This is a genomic window from Prevotella melaninogenica (assembly GCF_018128065.1).
Classification (GTDB): Bacteria; Bacteroidota; Bacteroidia; order Bacteroidales; family Bacteroidaceae; genus Prevotella.
The window spans coordinates 826,279-847,380 of record NZ_CP072359.1 but is presented as its reverse complement, the minus strand read 5'-3'; the positions used below and the strand labels follow the sequence as shown (position 1 = coordinate 847,380).

Sequence of the window (21,102 nt, the reverse complement as noted above, 5' to 3'; positions counted from 1 at the left end):
CTACCGATTAAAGCGTAAGCCTTATGGATTGGGAACAGTTCAACTGTTCGAGTAAGCTTTTCAAAGATACCTTTTTCTTTGTAATCACATAAACAGGACCGCCATCCTCAGTAGGTGACACACTGCGTGAATTTACAGTAATACCACGCATGATGTTACCAGTTATGGTGTATTTTACATCATCTTTCTCACCGATAGTATAGAAGAAGTCGTCTGGTGTAGCCTCTTTGTCAAGAACCTTCAGCAATACGCCTGTTTCAGCAGGTACATAACCATAGTTACCCCTTACACCACCGTTAACGTCGACACTTGTCATACCTACGTGATATGTAGAAATACCATAGTCACCCTTACCAATCTTTATATCTGTTCTCTTAGAAACAAAAGCTGCAATATCGGTGTTGTTCTTCTCTGCCTTGTAAGCACTGAAGTCTGTATCAAACTCACGTGCAAATGTTCCGTACTTATTTGTGATGAAGTTCTTAGCAGGAATCTTATAGTCAATCTGACTGATGAAGTTGAATTCACTCTCTTTGAATTTATGGATATCACGGTCATAAACCTTCTTATCCCATTTCTCTGTATATTTTGGGAGAGCAGTCTTCTTTACATATACCTTAGTTGTAGGTGCAAACTCGTTATAGTTCTCTTTAGTTTCATCGAGTTCAAAGCGAGTAGTACTCAACATCTTTGCAGTAGGTTCGCTCTCAATGAAGAACACACTCTCAACAGTACTTTGAAGGTTATTCTTGTCCTTGTTTGTAACGAAAGCCTTAGCACCGATGTACTCTACATTCTTCTTAACAACAACTTCCTTAATTTTATTGTTTACGCCTTCAAAAGCATAATCACCAATCAAGTTTACTTCATACTTCTTACCCTCGTGCTCGATTTCTGTAGGAAGTACAAAGGTATGATCCTCACGTTTAGTTTTGAGCATATTCACACTCTTTTCAGACATCGCAATGTATTCCTCTCTATCAACCTCGAAAGATTTCTTGATACCCTTGAACTTCTTGTAGAAAGGAGTGCTGTTATAGCGATCATAAAGTTCCTTACGAACGTTGATAGTTATGTTCTTAAACATATCATCAGCCTGAGTACCATCATCGAATGACATGTTATTTTCAGCTTGATTAATCATGTTTGGATTAATCATCTCGTCGCAGAGGAAAGTGATAGTATTCAAGTTCTTACAGAGACCGAAAGCACGTCGACCAATTTCTTTCACCTTGTTAGGGATGGTCACGTTAGTCAGCTTCTCACAATTTAAGAAAGAGTTGTCGCCAATCTTCTCAATAGATGGAGGGAGCAAGGTAAACTTGCTGTTTGCTTTGCCCGGAGGGAAGAGGATAAGAGTCTTCTTGTCTGGGGAAAGCAAGTAACCATCTATACTTGAGTATACTGTATTTTCTTTATCTATATTAATATCTGTGAGGTTATCACAGTATTTAAATGCTTCTGGGTCAATGCGGGTGGTATATTTTTTAATATTGATTACCTCAAGAGCCTTACACTTAAGGAAAGCCTCTTTTTCGATTTCTTTAACCTTCTCAGGGAGACTAATAGTTGTTAAACCACAGTCAGCAAAAGCACCTTCTCCAATTTTTTCAATATCAGCATTCTCATCGAATTTTACGGTCTTCATATTCTTGCAACCAGTGAAAGCGTTGCGTTCGATATTTGTTACCGTTTTAGGGAAATTGAATGTTTCAAAATTCTCAAGATCTTGGAATGCATTTGCCTTGATTGTTTTCAGAAGGCAAGTTCCTTTAAAATTGAAGTTCTTCAGATTCTTGTTGGTTTTAAAAGCATCTGCTTCAATAGTTTCTATTTTCGAACCATTTGGAACATTAATCGTCTCCAAAATATCACAATTCACAAACGATTTACCTATTTTATCAATAGAAGAAGGCAAGGTTACCTCTTTCAGTTTAGGGCAAGTCCAGAATGCATAATTTCCAAGTTCCGTCAGGTTGGAAGGTTCTTTGAATTCAACTGAGCTAAGATTGTAATTCTGACGGAAAGCTTCACCCTTGATTCTCTTGACGTTAGTTGGAATCACCAGAGAGGTTATCCACTTTGCGCCCTGAAATGCCTTATCTGCAATTTCCTCAACCGTATTAGGGATTGTATAAGACCGATCCTGCTTTCCAATCGGATAAAAATAAAGTGTTTTTTTATCAGCTGAGAAGAGAACACCATCTTCTGCAGAAAAATCGGGATTACCAGGTGCAACATCGTAAGCCTCAAGTTTAGGACAGTTCTCGAAAGCACCCTTGACTAATCCGTCCTTCCTAAGATTCTTAGGAAGAGTAATCTTCTTTAGGTTTGGAAGGTTTGCAATAGCTGAGACTTCCACTTTTGTCACTTCATTTAAATTGATATCAGTTAGGGAAGGAGTTCCACTAAAGCCATTACCAGCAATTTCTGCAACTCCTGCAGGAACTGTATATTTTGCCTGATCCTTTGCGTGTGGATAACGAATCAATCTATTAGGTCCATTAGGTCCCTTGGTGAAAAGAACTCCATCTACTACTTGGTATTTTGTACCAACACCATCCATAACAAACGCCTCTAACGTACGTGTTGAAGCAATAGTAGGCCAGAAATCATCCACTTTTTCTAAGGTTGTAGGTAATTTAATTTTTTTCAGATTTTCAGAATCGCGAAAAGCAGCTTTGGTTATATACGTTACAGTTGTATTTACGGTATAAGTATCACCGCCCACCTTGCTCATAATGTTACTTGGAACAGTGCGCAACTCTGTCTTACCTTTTGTGTAGAGTACTCCATTTTGATCTGATTCAAAATTAGGGTTCTCTAAAGCAACATGGCACTCTGGATTTTTTGATAACCTTATCCATGCATTTGTTTCGATTTCAGCTACATTCTTAGGAATATCAATTCGCGTAATTGTAGACTCAGCAAAACTGCCATCATTAATCTTCACTATTGATTCGGGCATTTTAACTGACGTAACATTCTTACAGTTATAATCAGTCTCTTGTCCAATCTCTGTAACCTTGAAAGTTATTCCCTTACCATCTTTTACTATAGCAGGAATTTCCACATGTCCAGTTTTCGTTGTGCCAACAAACATCAATTTAGGATCTTTGTCAGGACCATCTTCTTCCAGGACTTTGTAGCTGAGTCCTTCAAACGTGACAACCTTGTCCTTTGTATACGCCCAAAGGAAATTAGGTATTGCCGCAAATAGCAATGCCAATAATAAAAGTTTAATTTTCACCATGCTTTTAATTAAAATGTGATTAATATTTAATTTAATATATAGTTGCATACGTCCAATGGCACATTATATTATTCTTAAAAACATAACGAATAGTTTTCATTAAGAATTTACAATGTCAGTCACCTACTTTTGAGTCATAAACGATGCAAAGGTAAGTATTTTACCTAATACGCACAAACTTTTATTCACTTTTTTCTATGAGACGCATTAAATTTAAGGCATTATCCGTAAAATGCGTAGACGCTTGTTGTATATTATTACTTACACGCAATTTGCAGGGAAGATACTCTATAAGGCTTCGGACTTGGAAAAGTTGTTGGAGGATAATTATAAGTGATAGTAGCATATCGCAAATAACTATTCAGCGATAAGGCGTATGAGCTATTGTTGATTATCAATAACTAAAGTTTTCCACCCTCAAAAAGTTGGCTTAAAATGCCGAAGTGCATAGAAAGATTGCTTGCTGCTCTTTGTGACATTCTTGGGTTCTCCGTTAGTGAGATAGGGCAGTTAATAGTCACCGACTCAGAAATGCGGAATAACTTTGAGATTATGGTCAAAGCATTGGAAGATAGGCATCAAGAAAAGCTCACAACCGCTGTAAACATTTTTAAGCAAGTGTTAACGGCTCACGTCCATGGGTATTCACAAAGCAATTTGGCTAAAATAGCCATGAAATAGAGGGGTGGGAAACTTTAGAAAATACAATAATACCCTTTGAGATTTAATTTTGAATGCAAAAGTAAGCAAATACTTCGAAAGTAGATAGCCTCTTTTTTTTAATTAAGCTAAACCTTATCTAAAAACAAAGAAACACCATTGACAAATAGAATCACATTTATCATTCTAAGGATCTAACATTCTCAAACATGCGAGCGCAATTACTGCCTAAAATATGTCTGGACCTCATCTATATTTATTAACTTTGCCGAAAAATAAGCAAACGATGGACAAAAGAACAAATGTAATTACCAAGAATCCTATTAATTTCATTGGAACACGATTCTTAAAACTGTATCTACTCATTGGATTCATCCTAAGAATTATCTTAATGTGGAATGTCCCCGAAGATTCTTCTTTTTCATTCTGGGAGATAATCAGATTCTTAAGTGTTGGCTTCGTGACAGACATTTGTATGGCAATTTTGCTTGCTTTACCATTACAGATTATAAACCTTGGACTAAATGAAGCTAAGTATCATCGCATCACAGGATGGATCATTGAACTTCTACTATCTATCGCCTTTGCCTACGTATTATTCTTCCACACCATCTTCCACGAATACGGAGGCGGCGCACCAAAGATTGCACGAATATTCCTCGGATGGAAACTATTTAGTTTCTCCATACGCTTTTTCATTCCAAGAACAAGAGAAACATGGCGTAAGGTTTCCCTCTATACAACCTGGGCTGTATATGTTTTCTTATTACTTTGCGTCACAGTAGGAGAATATATCTTCTGGGGAGAGTTTGGCGTAAGATATAATTTCATTGCAGTAGACTATCTCGTCTACACTCACGAAGTTATTGGGAACATCATGGAGTCTTATTCTATTGTTCCGTTGATTGGCATTACATTACTCTTAACAGCTGCAATTATCTTCCTTCAATCGCGACATTACAAGCTAAAGGTTACTCATCTTTACAATGCGAAGAAGTTTCTTATACACCTTTCTGTATATATGGTCTTAGCAATAAGCTCATATTTTATCTTACAAGGCACCCATGCTCTACAAAGTAACAATCAATACGTTACCCAACTTGAACAAAACGGAGTCTGCGACTTTGTCATTGCTTTCCAAAGTAACAAGTTAGAGTATGACAAGTTCTATACCATGTTACCCAAACAACAATGTGTGTTTCAGTATCGTCAACTAAGTGGACTTAACAAGGAGGGAAAGAAGACGATTGGAGAGTCCCTTGCTTCACAACGCCCTAACATCGTCTTAATAACAGTTGAAAGCCTAAGTGCTGATTTCCTTACGCGATATGGAAACAAAGAAAACCTTACCCCACAACTTGACAAGCTCATGCAAGGGAGTATTGTCTTTGACAGTCTATACGCAGCAGGAAACAGAACTGTTAGAGGATTAGAAGCATTATCTCTTTGCATTCCACCAAGTGCAGGAGAAAGCATCATCAAGCGAAAGGCTAACCGAACGGGGAACTTATCAATAGGTCGTATCCTTGCCCACTTAGGGTACAAATCGCAATTCATCTATGGCGGAGATAGTTATTTCGATAACATGGGCGACTTCTTCAGTCATAATGGCTACGAGGTAATAGACCGAAAGGACATACCGAACAATCAAGTAACATTCGCAAACATTTGGGGTGTCTGTGATGAAGATATCTTCAACAAGAGCTTACAAGTATTCGATAAGAACTATCAGTCGAAGCATCCTTTCTTCGCACAGATTATGACCACGAGCAATCATCGCCCTTACACCTATCCCAGTGGCAGAATTAAAGTAGACGGTGACCCTAACACAAGAGAAGCCGCCGTGAAATATACAGACTACGCAATCGGTAAATTCATTAATGACGCCCGAAAGAAAACATGGTTCCAGAATACCGTATTCGTAGTTATTGCTGATCACTGTGCATCCAGTGCCGGGAAAACATCACTTCCTATAGACCGCTACCATATTCCATGCCTCATCTATGCGCCAGCTATTCTCCAACCAAGAAAGATTGAAACTATATGCTCGCAGATTGATGTCATGCCTACCCTACTTTCTCTCCTCAAGTTACGTTGCACTGTAAGTTTCACAGGACAAGACATCCTCGCACCAACCTATCATCCCCGTGCATTCATGGCAACTTACCAAGATCTTGGGTATCTTGAAGGTAACCGACTAACAGTTTTATCTCCAGTCCGCAATATACGACAATACATCGTTCGTCCATTACACGATGGTACATTTGAAGAGCAACCTACAAAGCAGATGAATCAAGAACTCATCCGCAAAGCGCAGGCTTACTACCAATACACAAACTTATACATAAAAGCACAATAGCTTAATCAAAGTAGTGACCTTGTAACATGCTTACAAGCCCCTCTGAAACAGAAAGTCGCCCCCAATATGGAGGCGACTTTCAGGTATTTTAATCTTAAAGGGATTGCTTATGCTTCAACCTTACCATTGCCGAATGGAGCGATGATGCGTGGTCCCTGCTCTTTGGGTTCGTGGCGGTCATCTTACCAAACTCTTTCTCGTAGCGTACTACATTGTCCTGCAAAGCTGCAAGGAGACGCAATGCGTGCTCAGGAGCAATAAATACTTTCTTCTTTTACGCAAAGATAATACATTAAAGTTATTTGTCCAAATCTAACTACAAAAGTTTTACTCTAAACCTATTAGATTTCCACCTCAAAATAACACTACTAACAGAACTTTCTTTAGGTTCTTCCATTAAAGTCAAATCAACCAATAGAGCCTCATGACATTTTGTTTTATTATTGATATCTTTCCGTCTTCTGCGAGGCTACTTATTCCCATATCAACCAATACTTGTAAACTATTTTCATACAACTCAAAACCAATACATGCTCTTTTGGTTGCTAAAAGACGCCTAATTGACTTACAAAAGATGCCCTTTAGAGGTCTTACTAACGCCCTTTTGAAGTCCAATTAAGCACCTTTTCTTACACAGGATCATAACTAACTGATTTACTATTGGTTACAAACTTATCTTTTACATATATTTTTGCCGTTATTTGTAGATGTTTTATTCGAGATTATGTAATAATTTTTCAAAATCATTATCTGTAACGCTTTGTTTTTACAGCATTTTTATTTATCTTTGTCTTTCAAAAGCAATTCTTATTATGTGGATATTTATAGATCTCATTATTACACTTGTACTTATGCCCTTTGTCATAAAGTGGAGAGATTGGGGCTGGCTATCGTGCTTCACATTTATAGGACTAAGCCTTGCTTTCACACCTCTTGTTGGTATCTTTATTTGTGAACTACCCATGAGCTAAAGACTCATGGGCTTCGGACTTCACAGAGGAACGGCCTTTCAAAAGATTGGCTCTTACATCCTCTCCATCCGTGTAATCGACAGTTCCTGCCGATATATTATTTAACCCGAAACGAAGGATATTGATTGCTGCATTAACATCACGATTATGATGAGTATGACAAACAGGGCATTCCCACTCACGAACAGACAAATCTTTTGTCTGCTTGTTGACATACCCACAGACGTTACAAGTCTGCGAGGATGGGAAGTATCTGTCTATCTTCACAACCTTCTTGCCGTTCCAATCAGCTTTATATGTGAGCATAGTAACGAAACTGCTCCAACTTGCATCAGTTATAGATTTAGCAAGGTGATGATTTCTCTCCATACCCTTAACATTCAGGTCTTCGATACAGATGGTATCATATCTCCGTACAAGAGAAATAGAGCACTTATGCAGATAGTCGGCACGGCTGTTGGAAATCTTTTCGTGGAGTCTGGCAACTTTGAGTTTTTGGTTTTCAAACCCTCTGCTGCCTTTCTTCTTACGAGAAAGATTCCGCTGCGCCCTTGCAAGTTTGTGCTCGTATTTTCTTGTATATCTATTATTCTTGAAAGTTTCTCCTTCGGAAGTGATAAGCAAGTCCTTCAATCCCATATCCACACCAACCGACTTATTAGTCTTTTCAAGTGGTGTTGCGTATTCTTCTTCTGTAAATACAGAAACAAAATACTTTCCACTCGGCGTTTTGGAGATAGTGATCTTCCCGATTTTTCCTTTTATTTCCCGATGTACGCGGCACTTGATACCTTCTTTGAACTTGGGTATGAAGAGTCTGTTATCAGCGATAGAAGCGAATTGAGGAACGGTAAAGCTGTTCTTAGAATGCTTGGATTTGAAGTTAGGGAATTTCGTACGCTTCTGAAAGAAATTTGTATAGGCTACTTCGAGACTTCGGATAGCAAACTGCAAGGTTTGAGAATTTACTTCTTTAAGCCATGCGGTTGCTTCTTGCTTCTTCAATGCTGTAAGAGTTTTAGCTTGTGCGTAATAATTATCGCTTTTACCAGTAAGCCTATATTGTTCTTTACGTTGATTGAGAAAGTAATTGTACACAAACCGAGCGCAACCGAAATGTCTTGCCAGCAAATCGGTTTGTGCCTTGTTCGGGTACAATCTGAACTTGTATGTTCGATTAATCTTTCTCATATTGTTTATAAAGATAATTATTACTTTGTAAACCACCAAAAAATCATGTATATTTGTGGCATGAAAGAAAATTATAATCACAAAAACAGACACAATACTATCTGAAGTGCCATCTTATTTTCTGCATCAAATACAGAAGAAAGATATTGTACGGAAAGTTTGATGATGACATCAAGACAATATTTCAATCTGTTGCAGACAATTCGGATTTTGACATTGACATAATGGAGACAGACAAAGATCACGCACATTTTCTTATCAGCTATCCTCCAAACCTTTCTGTTACATCAATAAGTAAGAAAGCTGAAACAAGAGAGTACGATTTTCGCTTGGAAATTTCATAGCTATACGTTGAAACAATACTTTTGGAAAGAGAGAACGTTGTGGTCTGATGGTTACTTTGTATGTTCAATAGGAGAAGCCAATCCGAATACAGTTAGAGAATATATTAGAAACCAAGGATAGTGCCTTACATCCCCACAGGCTAAAGACCTGTGGGTTTTACGGCACGTAATATAAATATGCCTTTCGAGGTTAAATCCATTACGCCAAAATGGTCGACGAACAGATTTCCTACCATTGCTATGGATACAAGTAATTCGATAACTGCACATTCTATATCTCTCGAGATTATCAAAAAAACGAAAGCCGCCCGATTGCTCGGACGGCTTCATAATTTATTCTTTAAAGAGATGCTTATGCATCAACCTTACCAGGACCGAATGGAGAGATTGTGCGTGGTTCCTGATTTGGCTCATGACGATCAATCTTACCAAACTCTTTCTCATAGCGAACGACGTTGTCCTGCAAAGCTGCAAGGAGACGCAAAGCGTGCTCAGGAGCAATAATAACACGACTTGTTACGGTTGCTTTTGGTACGCCTGGTAGAAGTGTAGCAAAATCAAGTACAAACTCTGAACTTGAATGAGAAATTATCTGGAAGTTTGTATAAACACCTTTAGCGACTTCTGGTGAGAGATCAATCTGCAACTGCTGTCCCTCTTGATTCTGATTGTTATTGTCCATTTTATTAATATGATTTAGATAATACTTTATTTTTCTTATGCAAAGATAACACATTAATATCATTTACCAAAATCTAACTATAAAAGTTTTAATCATAACGTCTTGGTCTTTCATTATCTTTTAAGACATGCAAGTTATCATCATCCATCATATACAAAATTAAAAAGGGATCTGCAATGTAACTGCAAATCCCTTTTAATCTTATGTTTGAAAGGCTAAGGATTACTTCTGTGTAGCCTCTGCCTCTTTCTTAACAAAGTCAAGAACATTCTTCTTATTAGCCTCCATGCGCTCGTGCTCTTCTTGCGAACCGACAACAAGCTTCTGCCACTGGCGAAGACCTGTACCGGCAGGAATGAGATGACCACAGATAACATTCTCCTTCATGCCTTCAAGGTTATCGCTCTTACCACGGAGAGCAGCCTCGTTGAGTACCTTAGTTGTCTCCTGGAAGGAAGCAGCACTCATGAAGCTCTTCGTACCGAGGGCAGCACGTGTGATACCCTGAAGAATCTGGGTAGCAGTTGCCTGTACGGCATCACGCACCTGGACGAGTTTGAGGTCTCGACGCTTAAGACTTGAGTTCTCATCGCGCAACTTACGTACAGAGAGAATCTGACCCTTATAGCAGTTCTCAGAATCACCCGGATCAGTAACTACCTTCTTACCCCAGATACGGTCGTTCTCCTCTGCGAAGTCGAGCTTATCAATAAGCTCCTGCTCGAGGAACGTTGTATCTCCTGGGTCGTCGATACGTACCTTACGCATCATCTGGCGTACGATAATCTCAAAGTGCTTGTCATTAATCTTCACACCCTGCAAACGATATACGTCCTGAACCTCATTAACAATATATTCCTGAACAGCTGTTGGACCCATGATAGACAAGATGTCAGCTGGAGTGATAATACCATCAGACAATGGAGTTCCAGCACGAACAGCATCATGTTCCTGTACAAGAATCTGCTTAGACAGGCTTACGAGGTACTTGCGCTGCTCACCAGTCTTAGAAGTCACGATAATCTCGCGGTTACCACGTTTCACCTTACCCATTGTGACCTCACCATCGATTTCAGAAACGACAGCTGGGTTAGATGGGTTACGAGCCTCGAAGAGCTCAGTTACACGTGGAAGACCACCGGTAATATCACCAGCACCACCAACAGAACGTGGAATCTTAACGAGTGTCATACCCGTCTTGATTTCTGCACCGTCTTGGAGGATTTGCTCCAAGTGACCACCCACAGGGAGGTTATAGGTTCCGAGGATATCAGATGCAGCATAAAGACCATCAGCACCCTTCTTAGCACCAACCTTAACGATATCAACAGTAGGAAGTTTTGTCTTATCGCGTGAGTCAACAATGATACGCTCTGTAAGACCAGTAGCATCATCGGTTTCAGCCTTGTAAGTAACGCCCTCTATAACATCATGCAGACGAAGAATACCAGCGTACTCACTAACAATAACGGCGTTGAATGGGTCCCACTTACAAATCAAATCGCCCTTCTTAACAGTATCACCTGACTTGAAGTAAAGCGAACTACCATAAGGAACGTTATCTGTAAGGAGTACGATACCAGTGTTAGGATCAATGAAGCGGATTTCAGCCAAACGGCTAACAACCATCTGACATTCCTTCTCCTCATCGTCAACGAATGGTACTGTACGAAGCTCATCAAACTCAATCTTAGCATCGCTCTTTGCTGTAATTGTTGCATTAGCAGCAGCATTACCAGCCACACCACCGGCGTGGAACGTACGAAGCGTAAGCTGTGTACCTGGCTCACCAATAGCCTGTGCAGCGATGACACCAACGGCTTCACCCATCTGTATCATGCGTGCAGAAGCAAGGTTACGTCCGTAACACTTCTTACATACACCCTTCTTGCTCTCACAAGTGAGTACAGAGCGAATTTCAACCATCTCAATTGGTGAATCCTCAATAGCCTGTGCCTTAGCTTCTGTGATTTCCTCACCTGCTGCTACAATAATTTCACCTGTAGAAGGATTGATAACATCGTGAACAGAAACACGACCTAAGATACGTTCGTAAAGACTTGCAATCGTCTCATCACCATTCTTCAAGGCACGACACTCAAGCCCACGGAGTGAGCCACAATCCTCCTCGTTGATGATAACGTCATGAGAAACGTCAACAAGACGACGTGTCAGGTATCCAGCATCGGCAGTCTTCATAGCCGTATCGGCAAGACCCTTACGAGCACCGTGAGAAGCGATAAAGTACTCCAACACAGACATACCCTCCTTAAAGTTAGAGATAATTGGGTTCTCAATAATCTGAGCGCCTTCAGCACCTGCCTTCTGTGGCTTAGCCATAAGACCACGCATACCAGCAAGCTGAGCAATCTGGTCAGCAGAACCACGGGCACCAGAGTCAAGCATCATATATACGGCGTTGAAGCCTTGGTCAGCCTCTGTCATGTGCTTCATAACAGCCTGCTTAAGGTTATTGTTTACGTGTGTCCACGCATCAATTACCTGATTGTAACGCTCCTTATCAGTGATGAAACCCATTTCGTAGTTAGCCTTCACTTGATCAACCTCATTCTGACCCTTGCCTACGATATCAGTCTTTTCAACTGGGACGATGATATCATCGAGGTTGAACGAAAGACCAGCAACGTATGCCATACGGTAACCAAGGTTTTTGATACCATCAAGGAATTCGCAAGCACGTGCCATACCAACAGCCTTAATTACATCTGCGATAAGACCACGGAGTGACTTCTTTGAGATGATACCATTGAAGAAGCCAATCTCGGTTGGAATAATCTGATTAACGATTACACGACCAACTGAGGTTTCAACCATACGCTTCTGGAGTTTTCCATCAACGAGGTCGTCAACGATTACCTTAATCTGTGAATGGAGGTCACATTTCTTCTCATTGTAAGCAATGATTGCTTCCTCTGGACCATAGAAAGTAAGGCCTTCACCCTTAGCACCTGGGCGGATCTTAGTGATATAGTAGAGACCGAGCACCATATCCTGTGAAGGAACGGTGATTGGTGCACCATTAGCAGGATTAAGAATGTTATGGCTCTGAAGCATCAAAATCTGTGTCTCCAATATAGCCTCATTGCTCAATGGGAGGTGAACAGCCATCTGGTCTCCATCGAAGTCAGCATTGAACGCAGTACATGCCAATGGGTGCAACTGGATAGCCTTACCCTCTATCAACTTAGGTTGGAAAGCCTGAATACCAAGACGGTGAAGTGTCGGAGCACGGTTTAACATTACTGGGTGACCCTTCATCACATTCTCAAGGATATCCCAAATAACGGGTTCACGGCGGTCTACAATCTTCTTAGCACTCTTTACCGTCTTCACGATACCACGCTCAATGAGCTTACGGATAATGAATGGCTTATAAAGCTCTGCTGCCATCAACTTAGGCAGACCACACTCACCCATCTTCAACTCAGGACCAACGACGATTACTGAACGCGCAGAATAGTCAACACGCTTACCGAGGAGGTTCTGACGGAAACGACCCTGCTTACCCTTCAGAGAATCAGAGAGTGACTTCAAAGGACGGTTGCTCTCACTCTTTACAGCTGATGACTTACGGCTGTTATCGAAGAGTGAGTCAACAGCTTCTTGAAGCATACGTTTCTCATTACGAAGAATAACCTCAGGAGCCTTAATCTCCATCAAACGCTTCAAACGGTTGTTACGGATGATAACACGACGATAGAGGTCGTTGAGGTCGGATGTTGCAAAACGACCGCCATCCAATGGTACCAATGGACGAAGTTCTGGTGGAGTTACAGGGATAATCTTCATAATCATCCACTCAGGATTATTCACACCGATTGACTGGCGGAAGCCTTCAACAACCTGCAAACGCTTCAAAGCCTCAGTCTTACGCTGTTGGCTTGAGTCAGTTGTTGCACGGTCACGCAACTCGCCAGCTAAACGATCCAAGTCGATACCTTTAAGGAGTTCATAGATAGCCTCTGCACCCATCTTAGCAATAAACTTACTTGGGTCAGAATCGTCCAAGCGTTCATTACCCTCAGGGAGTTTATTGTCAAGGATATCGAGATACTCTTCCTCTGAAAGAAGGTCGAACTTATGAGAACCATTCAAATCCTCTTCAGTGTCGGCATTCTTCATACCTTCTACGACACCCGGCTGGATGACAACATATTTCTCATAGTAAATAACAGCATCAAGCTTCTTTGTTGGCATACCGAGAAGGTAACCAATCTTGTTAGGAAGACTACGGAAATACCAGATATGAGCCACAGGGACAACCAACTCAATGTGTCCAGCACGTTCACGACGCACTTTCTTTTCTGTTACCTCAACACCACAACGGTCGCAGACAATACCTTTATAACGGATACGCTTGTACTTACCGCAGGCACACTCATAATCCTTTGTAGGACCAAAGATACGCTCACAGAACAAACCATCACGTTCTGGTTTATAGGTACGATAGTTGATAGTCTCTGGCTTGGTTACCTCACCAAAAGAGTTCTCAAGAATCTCCTCAGGTGAAGCCAGTCCGATAGTAATCTTGCTGAAATTACTCTTTACTTTATTATCTTTCTTAAAAGCCATGTTTTACTTCTATTATGGGGTGTACGTATTAATCAAGTTTGACACTCAGACCGAGACCACGAAGCTCGTGTAACAACACGTTCAGTGACTCTGGAATACCAGGAGTTGGCATTGGTTCACCCTTAACGATAGCCTCGTAAGCCTTTGAACGACCAACAACATCATCAGACTTGATTGTCAAGATTTCCTGAAGAACATGAGATGCACCAAAGGCCTCAATAGCCCAGACCTCCATCTCTCCGAAACGCTGACCACCAAACTGTGCCTTACCACCAAGTGGCTGCTGTGTAATCAATGAGTATGGACCGATGCTACGAGCGTGCATCTTATCCTCAACCATGTGACCCAGCTTCAAGAAGTAAGTGATACCCACTGTAGCTGGCTGGTCGAACTTCTCACCTGTCTCACCATCATAGATATAGGTTGAGCAGAGGTTTGGCAAACCTGCCTTATCTGTCCACTCCTTCAAGTCAGAGAGCTTAGCACCATCAAAGATAGGTGTAGCAAACTTAACACCCAACTTACGACCAGCAGCACCGAGGATAGCCTCGAAAATCTGACCAAGGTTCATACGTGAAGGCACACCCATCGGGTTCAATACCAAGTCTACAGGGCTACCATCCTCAAGGAATGGCATATCTTCTGTACGAACAACCTTAGAAACAATACCCTTGTTACCGTGACGACCAGCAAGTTTATCACCCACCTGAATCTTACGTTTCTTAGCGATGTAAACCTTAGCCATCTGCAATACGCCTGATGGAAGTTCATCACCGATAGTGATAGCAAACTTCTTACGCTTCATCTCAGCATCCATCTGCTTGTACTTGCGGATGAAGTTCATAATCAACTTCTGAATAAGGAGGTTGGTATGCTCATCATCAGTCCAACCATTAGATTGAATTCCCTCGTAATCAAGGTTCTTCAATGCTGCAACAGTGAACTTGCTTCCCTTAGTGATAATCTCAGCGTCAGAGTAATCCTTAACACCCTCTGATACCTTATCCTCTGTCAACTCGAGTAACTTATCAACCAAGAGGTCCTTTAAATCATTGATTTTTGCCTCCTGCTCCTCGTCAATCTTAGCGAGAATATTCTTATCTTGACGCTTGCTCTCACGTGTCTTGATAGCACGGCTAAAGAGTTTCTTATCGATTACAACACCACTCAATGATGGGTTAGCCTTCAATGAAGAATCCTTAACATCACCTGCCTTATCACCAAAGATAGCACGGAGAAGTTTCTCTTCTGGAGAAGGATCACTTTCACCCTTAGGAGAAATCTTACCAATCATGATATCACCTGGCTCAACACGAGCACCAATACGGATAATACCATTATCGTCAAGGTCCTTCGTAGCTTCCTCACTTACGTTAGGAATATCAGCAGTAAACTCCTCAACACCACGCTTCGTTTCACGAACTTCAAGAGAGTACTCATCAACATGAACAGAGGTCAATACATCCTCACGAACCATGCGCTCAGAAATAACGATAGCATCCTCATAGTTGTAACCCTTCCAAGGCATGTAAGCCACAACAAGGTTACGACCCAATGCCAACTCTCCGTTCTCTGTAGCATAACCCTCTGTAAGGATATCACCCTTCTTCACGCGTTGTCCCTTATCACAGATAGGACGAAGGTCAACAACCATGTTCTGGTTAGTACGACGGAACTTCGGAATACGATATTCTTTCAGAGCTGGTTCAAAGCTTACAAACTCCTCATCATCTGTACGATCGTAGAGAATACGGATTGTAGTAGCATCAACATACTCGATAACACCATCACCCTCAGCTGTAACCATTGTACGTGAATCCTCACATACCTGCTTCTCAAGACCAGTACCAACGATTGGAGCATCATTATGAAGCAATGGAACTGCCTGACGCATCATGTTACATCCCATCAACGCACGGTGACCATCATCATGCTCCAAGAATGGAATCAGACCTGCAGAAACAGATGCAATCTGCTGTGGAGATACGTCGATAAGATCGACGTCAGCAGGAGGAACAACAGGATAGTCGGCATCCTGACGACACTTAACATAATCACGAATAAATGTACCATCAGCATTCAATGGAGCATTACCCTGTCCGATAATCTTATCCTCTTCCTCCTCTGCAGTCAAGTAGACAACATCCTTATTGTCCATATCAACCTTAGCGTCATGCACACCACGATATGGGGTAACGATGAAGCCAAGATCATTAATCTTAGCATACATACAGAGTGATGAAATCAAACCAATGTTAGGACCTTCAGGAGACTCAATAGGACAAAGACGACCATAGTGGGTATAGTGAACGTCACGCACCTCAAAACCGGCACGCTCACGAGAAAGACCACCAGGACCAAGAGCCGAAAGACGACGCTTATGAGTTACCTCCGCCAATGGGTTGGTCTGGTCCATGAACTGACTCAATGGGTTAGTGCCAAAGAATGAGTTGATGACACTTGAGATAGTCTTTGCATTTATCAAATCCGTTGGTTGGAACACTTCGCTGTCACGAACGTTCATACGCTCACGGATAGTACGATTCATACGTGCAAGACCGATAGAGAACTGGTTAGCTAACTGCTCACCAACAGTACGAACACGACGATTTGACAAGTGGTCAATATCATCAACCGTTGCATTAGAATTAATGAGGTTGATAAGATATTTTATAATCTCAATGATATCATCCTTTGTCAGCACACGTACATCCATGTCTGTATCCAAATTCAACTTTTTGTTGATTCGGTAACGACCTACCTCACCCAAGTCATAACGCTTGTCCGAGAAGAATAAATTTTGGAATACTTCACGTGCACTTGCATCATCAGCTGCATCAGCATTACGCAACTGACGATAAATATAATTTACTGCTTCAATCTCCGAGTGACTCGGGTCCTTAGCAAGTGTATTAAAAATGATAGAGTACTTGCTTGCAGCTTCTTCATCCTTATGGAGTAAGATTGCTGAAACTGAGCTATCAAGAATTACATCTGCAATCTCATCTGTGATGACAGTCTCACGCTCAACAACAACCTCGTTACGCTCAATAGATACAACCTCGCCAGTATCCTCATCAACAAAGTCTTCTGTCCAAGACTTCATTACGTTACCAGCAAGCTTACGCCCAATAGCAGCCTTCATATTCTTCTTGTTAACCTTCACCTCCTCGCAGAGATCAAAGATCTGAAGAATATCACGGTCTGACTCGTAACCAATAGCACGAAGCATTGTGGTTACAGGCAACTTCTTTTTACGGTCAATATAAGCATACATGACATTATTAATGTCAGTAGCAAACTCAATCCATGAGCCTTTGAATGGAATGATACGTGCACTGTAAAGAACCGTACCATTGGCATGCACGCCCTGACCAAAGAATACACCCGGAGAACGGTGCAACTGAGAAACAACAACACGCTCAGCACCATTGATAACAAAAGTACCATTACTGGTCATGTAAGGAATTGTACCCAAGAACACGTCCTGAATGAATACACCGAAATCCTCATGATCTGGGTCAGTACAATACAGCTTCATTTTAGCCTTCAAAGGTACACTATACGTCAAGCCACGCTCCAAGCACTCATCAATAGAATATCTTGGTGGGTCTACATAGTAATCCAGGAACTCAAGGACGAAATTATTACGCGTATCGGTGATAGGGAAGTTCTCTGCGAACACCTTATACAAACCGTCATTCTTGCGTTCCTCAGGCGGAGTATCCAGCTGTAGGAAGTCACGGAAAGACTTCAACTGCACATCGAGGAAATCCGGATATGGATACGGATTCTTAACGCTGGCGAAATTTACTCTGGGTTTATTTTCTAATGCCATAACTGAAATTAAATATTCAAATGTTTAAAGTCCAGCGGCGGACTAAAAGAGGGAAAAGTTCCCTAAATATGTCAAAAGACACAAAAAGGTTAGGACTCACCTACTTGGTAAATCCTAACCATAATTTTTATTTATGTAAGGGAGAGAAGTAAAATTACTTCAACTCAACCTTAGCACCCTCAGCCTCAATAGCAGCCTTCAAGTTCTCTGCCTCAGCCTTAGCCATGCCCTCCTTCAAAGTAGAAGGTGCACCGTCTACGAGATCCTTAGCCTCTTTCAAACCGAGACCACAAGCCTCCTTAACAGCCTTAACAACCTTGAGCTTGTTAGCACCAGCGTCAACGAGAACTACATCAAAATCTGTCTTCTCCTCAGCTGCGCCACCTGCAGCAGCTGCAGCAGGACCAGCAACAGCAACAGCTGCAGCTGCAGGCTCAATACCATACTCGTCCTTGAGGACAGTTGCCAACTCATTTACTTCCTTAACAGTAAGATTTACTAACTCTTCTGCAATAGCTTTTACGTCTGCCATTTTATTCTAAATTTTTAATTTTTTGTTCTAAAAATAATATACCTTTTTGACTTTATTAGATTTTTTACTCAGGACGCTCGCCTAAAGTCTTAAGCACACCGTGGATGGTGCCAGCGCCTGACTGGAGAGCAGAAACAACGTTCTTTGCAGGAGACTGCAGCAATGCCACAACATCTGCGATGAGCTCGTTCTTGCTCTTGAGAGCTGAAAGTTCTTCGAGTTTGTCAGCACCAACGAACAGAGATTCCTCTGCGTAAGCTGCTTTAAGAGCAGGAATACCTTCCTTCTTATACTCTTTCAACAACTTTGCTGGTACGTTAGCAGTCTGAGTGAACATAACTGCTGTATTACCCTTCAAAGAACCATACAGTGGTTCAAAATCTACATCTGAAGCTTCAAAAGCCTTGTGAAGAAGGTTATTCTTCACAACAACCATATTGATTTCGCTCTTGAAACACTTACGGCGAAGAGAACTTGTAGCCTCAGCATTCAATCCAGTTACATCAACCAAATAGAAATGAGGATAGTTCTTTAACTTCTCACCGAGTTCAGCGATAATTGTATCTTTTACTTCTTTCTTCATTGTACAAAACTTTTAGAGTTATTCAACTGATTTAGGATCAATCTTGACACCCTTACTCATTGTGCTTGAAATAAAGATACTCTTGATATATGTACCTTTAGCAGCAGCAGGCTTCAGCTTGATAACAGTAGAGATAAACTCCTTAGCGTTACCATAAATCTGCTCAGCAGTCATACTAACCTTACCGATTGAGGTGTGGATAATACCAGCCTTATCAACCTTAAAGTCAATCTTACCCTGCTTAACATCCTTTACTGCCTTAGCAACATCCATAGTCACAGTACCACTCTTTGGGTTTGGCATCAATCCACGAGGACCGAGTACACGACCCAAAGGACCTAACTTACCCATGCATGATGGCATAGTGATAATAACATCAATATCAGTCCATCCGCCCTTGATCTTTTCAACGTATTCGTCGAGACCAACGTAATCAGCACCAGCTTCCTTAGCGGCAGCCTCCTGATCAGGTGTACAGAGACAGAGCACACGTGTGACCTTACCAGTACCATGTGGAAGTGACACAACGCCACGAACCATCTGGTTAGCCTTACGAGGGTCAACACCGAGACGTACATCAACATCTACCGAAGCGTCAAACTTTGTTGTAGTAATTTCCTTTACCAACTTTGATGCCTCTTCCAATGAATATGCCTTCCCTGCTTCAACCTTCTCAGCTACTGATTTCTGATTTTTTGTCAGTTTACTCATTTTTACTTTTGAAGTTTAAAATTATTTACCAGGGAAGTCCCCTTTTACAGTGATACCCATACTACGAGCTGTACCTGCAATAAGCTTCATTGCACTCTCTACTGTGAAACAGTTGAGGTCTGGCATTTTATCTTCTGCGATAGCTCTTACCTGCTCCCAAGTTACGGATCCAACCTTCTTGCGGTTTGGCTCACCTGATCCGCCCTTAACTTTAGCAACTTCCATAAGCTGTACAGCTGCAGGAGGAGTCTTAATGACAAAGCTAAAAGACTTATCGTTGTAGTAGGTAATTACGACTGGAAGAACTTTACCAGCCTTGTCCTGGGTACGGGCATTGAACTCCTTGCAGAACCCCATAATATTAATACCCTTAGAACCCAATGCAGGACCTACTGGAGGGGAAGGATTTGCAGCGCCACCTTTAATCTGTAATTTGATTAATCCAGCTACTTCTTTAGCCATTTCTTTTGTTAATATTAAAAATTAAACTATAGTCGAATAGTATCCGTAACAACACTATTCTTCTTTTGCGACTTGCATAAAACTCAGCTCCAATGGATTCTGACGACCAAAGATCATCACCATCACCTTCAACTTATGCTTCTCGGCATTCACCTCTTCAATGATACCATGGAAACCGCTGAAAGGACCATCAGTAACCTGAACTGTTTCACCTACCATGTATGGTATATTCTGAACTTCATCAAGCTCAGTACCTTCCACGTTACCCAACAGACGATTTATATCTGCTTGGCGGACAGGTGAAGGATCAGACATACCTCCGAGGAATCCTAAAACATTAGGCATGAAGCGTAATGTAGAAGCTACGTCAGCCGACATATTGGCTTGGACAAGCACATAACCAGGAAGACTTAATTTCTCCTTGACAACGCGCTTCCCATCTTTACGCACAGTAGCGTGTTTTTCCATAGGCAATAAAACCTCGAAAACACGCTCAGCAAGTTTTTCGTTCAGACGCAATTGAGCATCGATATATTCTTTTACCTTTGCCTCTTTGCCACTGACAGCACGAAGAACATACCATTTCTTTTCTGTATCTGCCATTTCCTAATGAATTATCTTGGATATACAAATTCCATTACGCGTTGGAACACTGAGTCCATAGCGAACACTACCAATGCAATGATAACGGAAGCAGAAATAACTACCATTGCACTATGTGTTAGCTGGGCGCGTGATGGCCATGTAGTTTTATGCGCAAGTTCGTCGTAGCAAGCCTTGCAATAATTAACTATCTTATTAAACATAAAATCTTCTCTTATTGCACGGGTTGAAGGACTCGAACCCTCGACACCTGGTTTTGGAGACCAGTGCTCTACCAACTGAGCTAAACCCGTAAGTTAGTTCCCGACTCCCGAAAGAAT

The 21,102-nt window shown here is 41.3% G+C and carries 14 protein-coding genes, 1 tRNA gene and 2 pseudogenes; 4 read left to right on the top strand and 13 right to left on the bottom strand.

The genetic code is table 11. The annotated features are described in order from the left end of the window. Nucleotides 1–7: 7 nt before the first annotated feature. Complete coding sequence (locus J5A56_RS03405; protein ID WP_349251571.1) at nt 8–3,253, bottom strand: leucine-rich repeat domain-containing protein; 3,246 nt, start codon at nt 3,251–3,253, stop codon at nt 8–10. Nucleotides 3,254–3,506: 253 nt separating this feature from the next. Here J5A56_RS03405 and J5A56_RS03400 point away from each other — a divergent pair. Together J5A56_RS03400 and J5A56_RS03395 are read left to right on the top strand one after the other, a co-directional pair. Beyond that, a pseudogene (locus J5A56_RS03400) lies at nt 3,507–3,590 on the top strand (DNA-binding protein); the annotation flags it as partial. A 609-nt stretch (nt 3,591–4,199) separates the two neighbouring features. Continuing rightward, a complete protein-coding gene (locus tag J5A56_RS03395; RefSeq protein WP_036919732.1) occupies nt 4,200–6,272 on the top strand; it encodes an LTA synthase family protein in 2,073 nt (690 codons plus the stop codon). Nucleotides 6,273–6,379: 107 nt separating this feature from the next. Here J5A56_RS03395 and J5A56_RS03390 read toward each other — a convergent pair. Together J5A56_RS03390 and tnpB are read right to left on the bottom strand one after the other, a co-directional pair. Next, a pseudogene (locus tag J5A56_RS03390) lies at nt 6,380–6,540 on the bottom strand (DUF3467 domain-containing protein); the annotation flags it as partial. A 688-nt stretch (nt 6,541–7,228) separates the two neighbouring features. Then, nucleotides 7,229–8,434 (bottom strand): IS200/IS605 family element RNA-guided endonuclease TnpB, encoded by a 1,206-nt coding sequence (gene tnpB, locus J5A56_RS03385; protein WP_051305137.1) that lies wholly within the window; start codon nt 8,432–8,434, stop codon nt 7,229–7,231. A gap of 101 nt (nt 8,435–8,535) precedes the next feature. Between tnpB and tnpA the strand changes: the two genes are divergently transcribed. After that, nucleotides 8,536–8,778: an IS200/IS605 family transposase gene (tnpA, locus tag J5A56_RS03380; RefSeq protein ID WP_081691289.1), complete on the top strand. Its 243-nt coding sequence runs from the start codon at nt 8,536–8,538 to the stop codon at nt 8,776–8,778. A 7-nt stretch (nt 8,779–8,785) separates the two neighbouring features. Beyond that, the gene (locus J5A56_RS13915) at nt 8,786–8,899 is read left to right on the top strand and encodes a transposase (RefSeq protein WP_432757710.1); all 114 of its coding nucleotides are present in this window, start codon (nt 8,786–8,788) and stop codon (nt 8,897–8,899) included. A 231-nt stretch (nt 8,900–9,130) separates the two neighbouring features. On the opposite strand, the gene J5A56_RS03375 is transcribed toward J5A56_RS13915, so the two are convergent. The 10 genes from J5A56_RS03375 to J5A56_RS03330 form a co-directional block, all read right to left on the bottom strand. After that, nucleotides 9,131–9,460 carry a DUF3467 domain-containing protein gene (locus J5A56_RS03375; RefSeq protein ID WP_036919729.1) on the bottom strand — a complete coding sequence of 110 codons (330 nt, stop codon included), beginning with the start codon at nt 9,458–9,460 and terminating at the stop codon, nt 9,131–9,133. Between the two features lie 222 nt (nt 9,461–9,682). Then, nucleotides 9,683–14,053, bottom strand: coding sequence for a DNA-directed RNA polymerase subunit beta' (rpoC, locus tag J5A56_RS03370; protein ID WP_021671803.1), 4,371 nt, complete (start codon nt 14,051–14,053; stop codon nt 9,683–9,685). Nucleotides 14,054–14,081: 28 nt separating this feature from the next. Then, nucleotides 14,082–17,891: a DNA-directed RNA polymerase subunit beta gene (gene rpoB / locus J5A56_RS03365; protein ID WP_021671802.1), complete on the bottom strand. Its 3,810-nt coding sequence runs from the start codon at nt 17,889–17,891 to the stop codon at nt 14,082–14,084. Between the two features lie 154 nt (nt 17,892–18,045). After that, the gene (gene rplL / locus J5A56_RS03360) at nt 18,046–18,423 is read right to left on the bottom strand and encodes a 50S ribosomal protein L7/L12 (RefSeq protein WP_021671801.1); all 378 of its coding nucleotides are present in this window, start codon (nt 18,421–18,423) and stop codon (nt 18,046–18,048) included. Nucleotides 18,424–18,487: 64 nt separating this feature from the next. Beyond that, a complete protein-coding gene (gene rplJ, locus J5A56_RS03355) occupies nt 18,488–19,006 on the bottom strand; it encodes a 50S ribosomal protein L10 (RefSeq protein WP_021671800.1) in 519 nt (172 codons plus the stop codon). A gap of 18 nt (nt 19,007–19,024) precedes the next feature. Next, a complete protein-coding gene (gene rplA, locus J5A56_RS03350) occupies nt 19,025–19,717 on the bottom strand; it encodes a 50S ribosomal protein L1 (RefSeq protein WP_021671799.1) in 693 nt (230 codons plus the stop codon). Between the two features lie 21 nt (nt 19,718–19,738). Further along, entirely contained in the window at nt 19,739–20,179 is a 441-nt protein-coding gene (rplK, locus tag J5A56_RS03345; RefSeq protein WP_021671798.1) for a 50S ribosomal protein L11, read from the bottom strand. 54 nt (nt 20,180–20,233) lie between these two features. Next, complete coding sequence (gene nusG, locus J5A56_RS03340) at nt 20,234–20,782, bottom strand: transcription termination/antitermination protein NusG (protein WP_021671797.1); 549 nt, start codon at nt 20,780–20,782, stop codon at nt 20,234–20,236. 11 nt (nt 20,783–20,793) lie between these two features. Beyond that, nucleotides 20,794–20,985 (bottom strand): preprotein translocase subunit SecE, encoded by a 192-nt coding sequence (secE, locus tag J5A56_RS13910; RefSeq protein WP_004361442.1) that lies wholly within the window; start codon nt 20,983–20,985, stop codon nt 20,794–20,796. Nucleotides 20,986–21,002: 17 nt separating this feature from the next. Further along, nucleotides 21,003–21,075: transfer RNA gene (locus J5A56_RS03330), tRNA-Trp, on the bottom strand. Between the last annotated feature and the right edge of the window lie 27 nt (nt 21,076–21,102).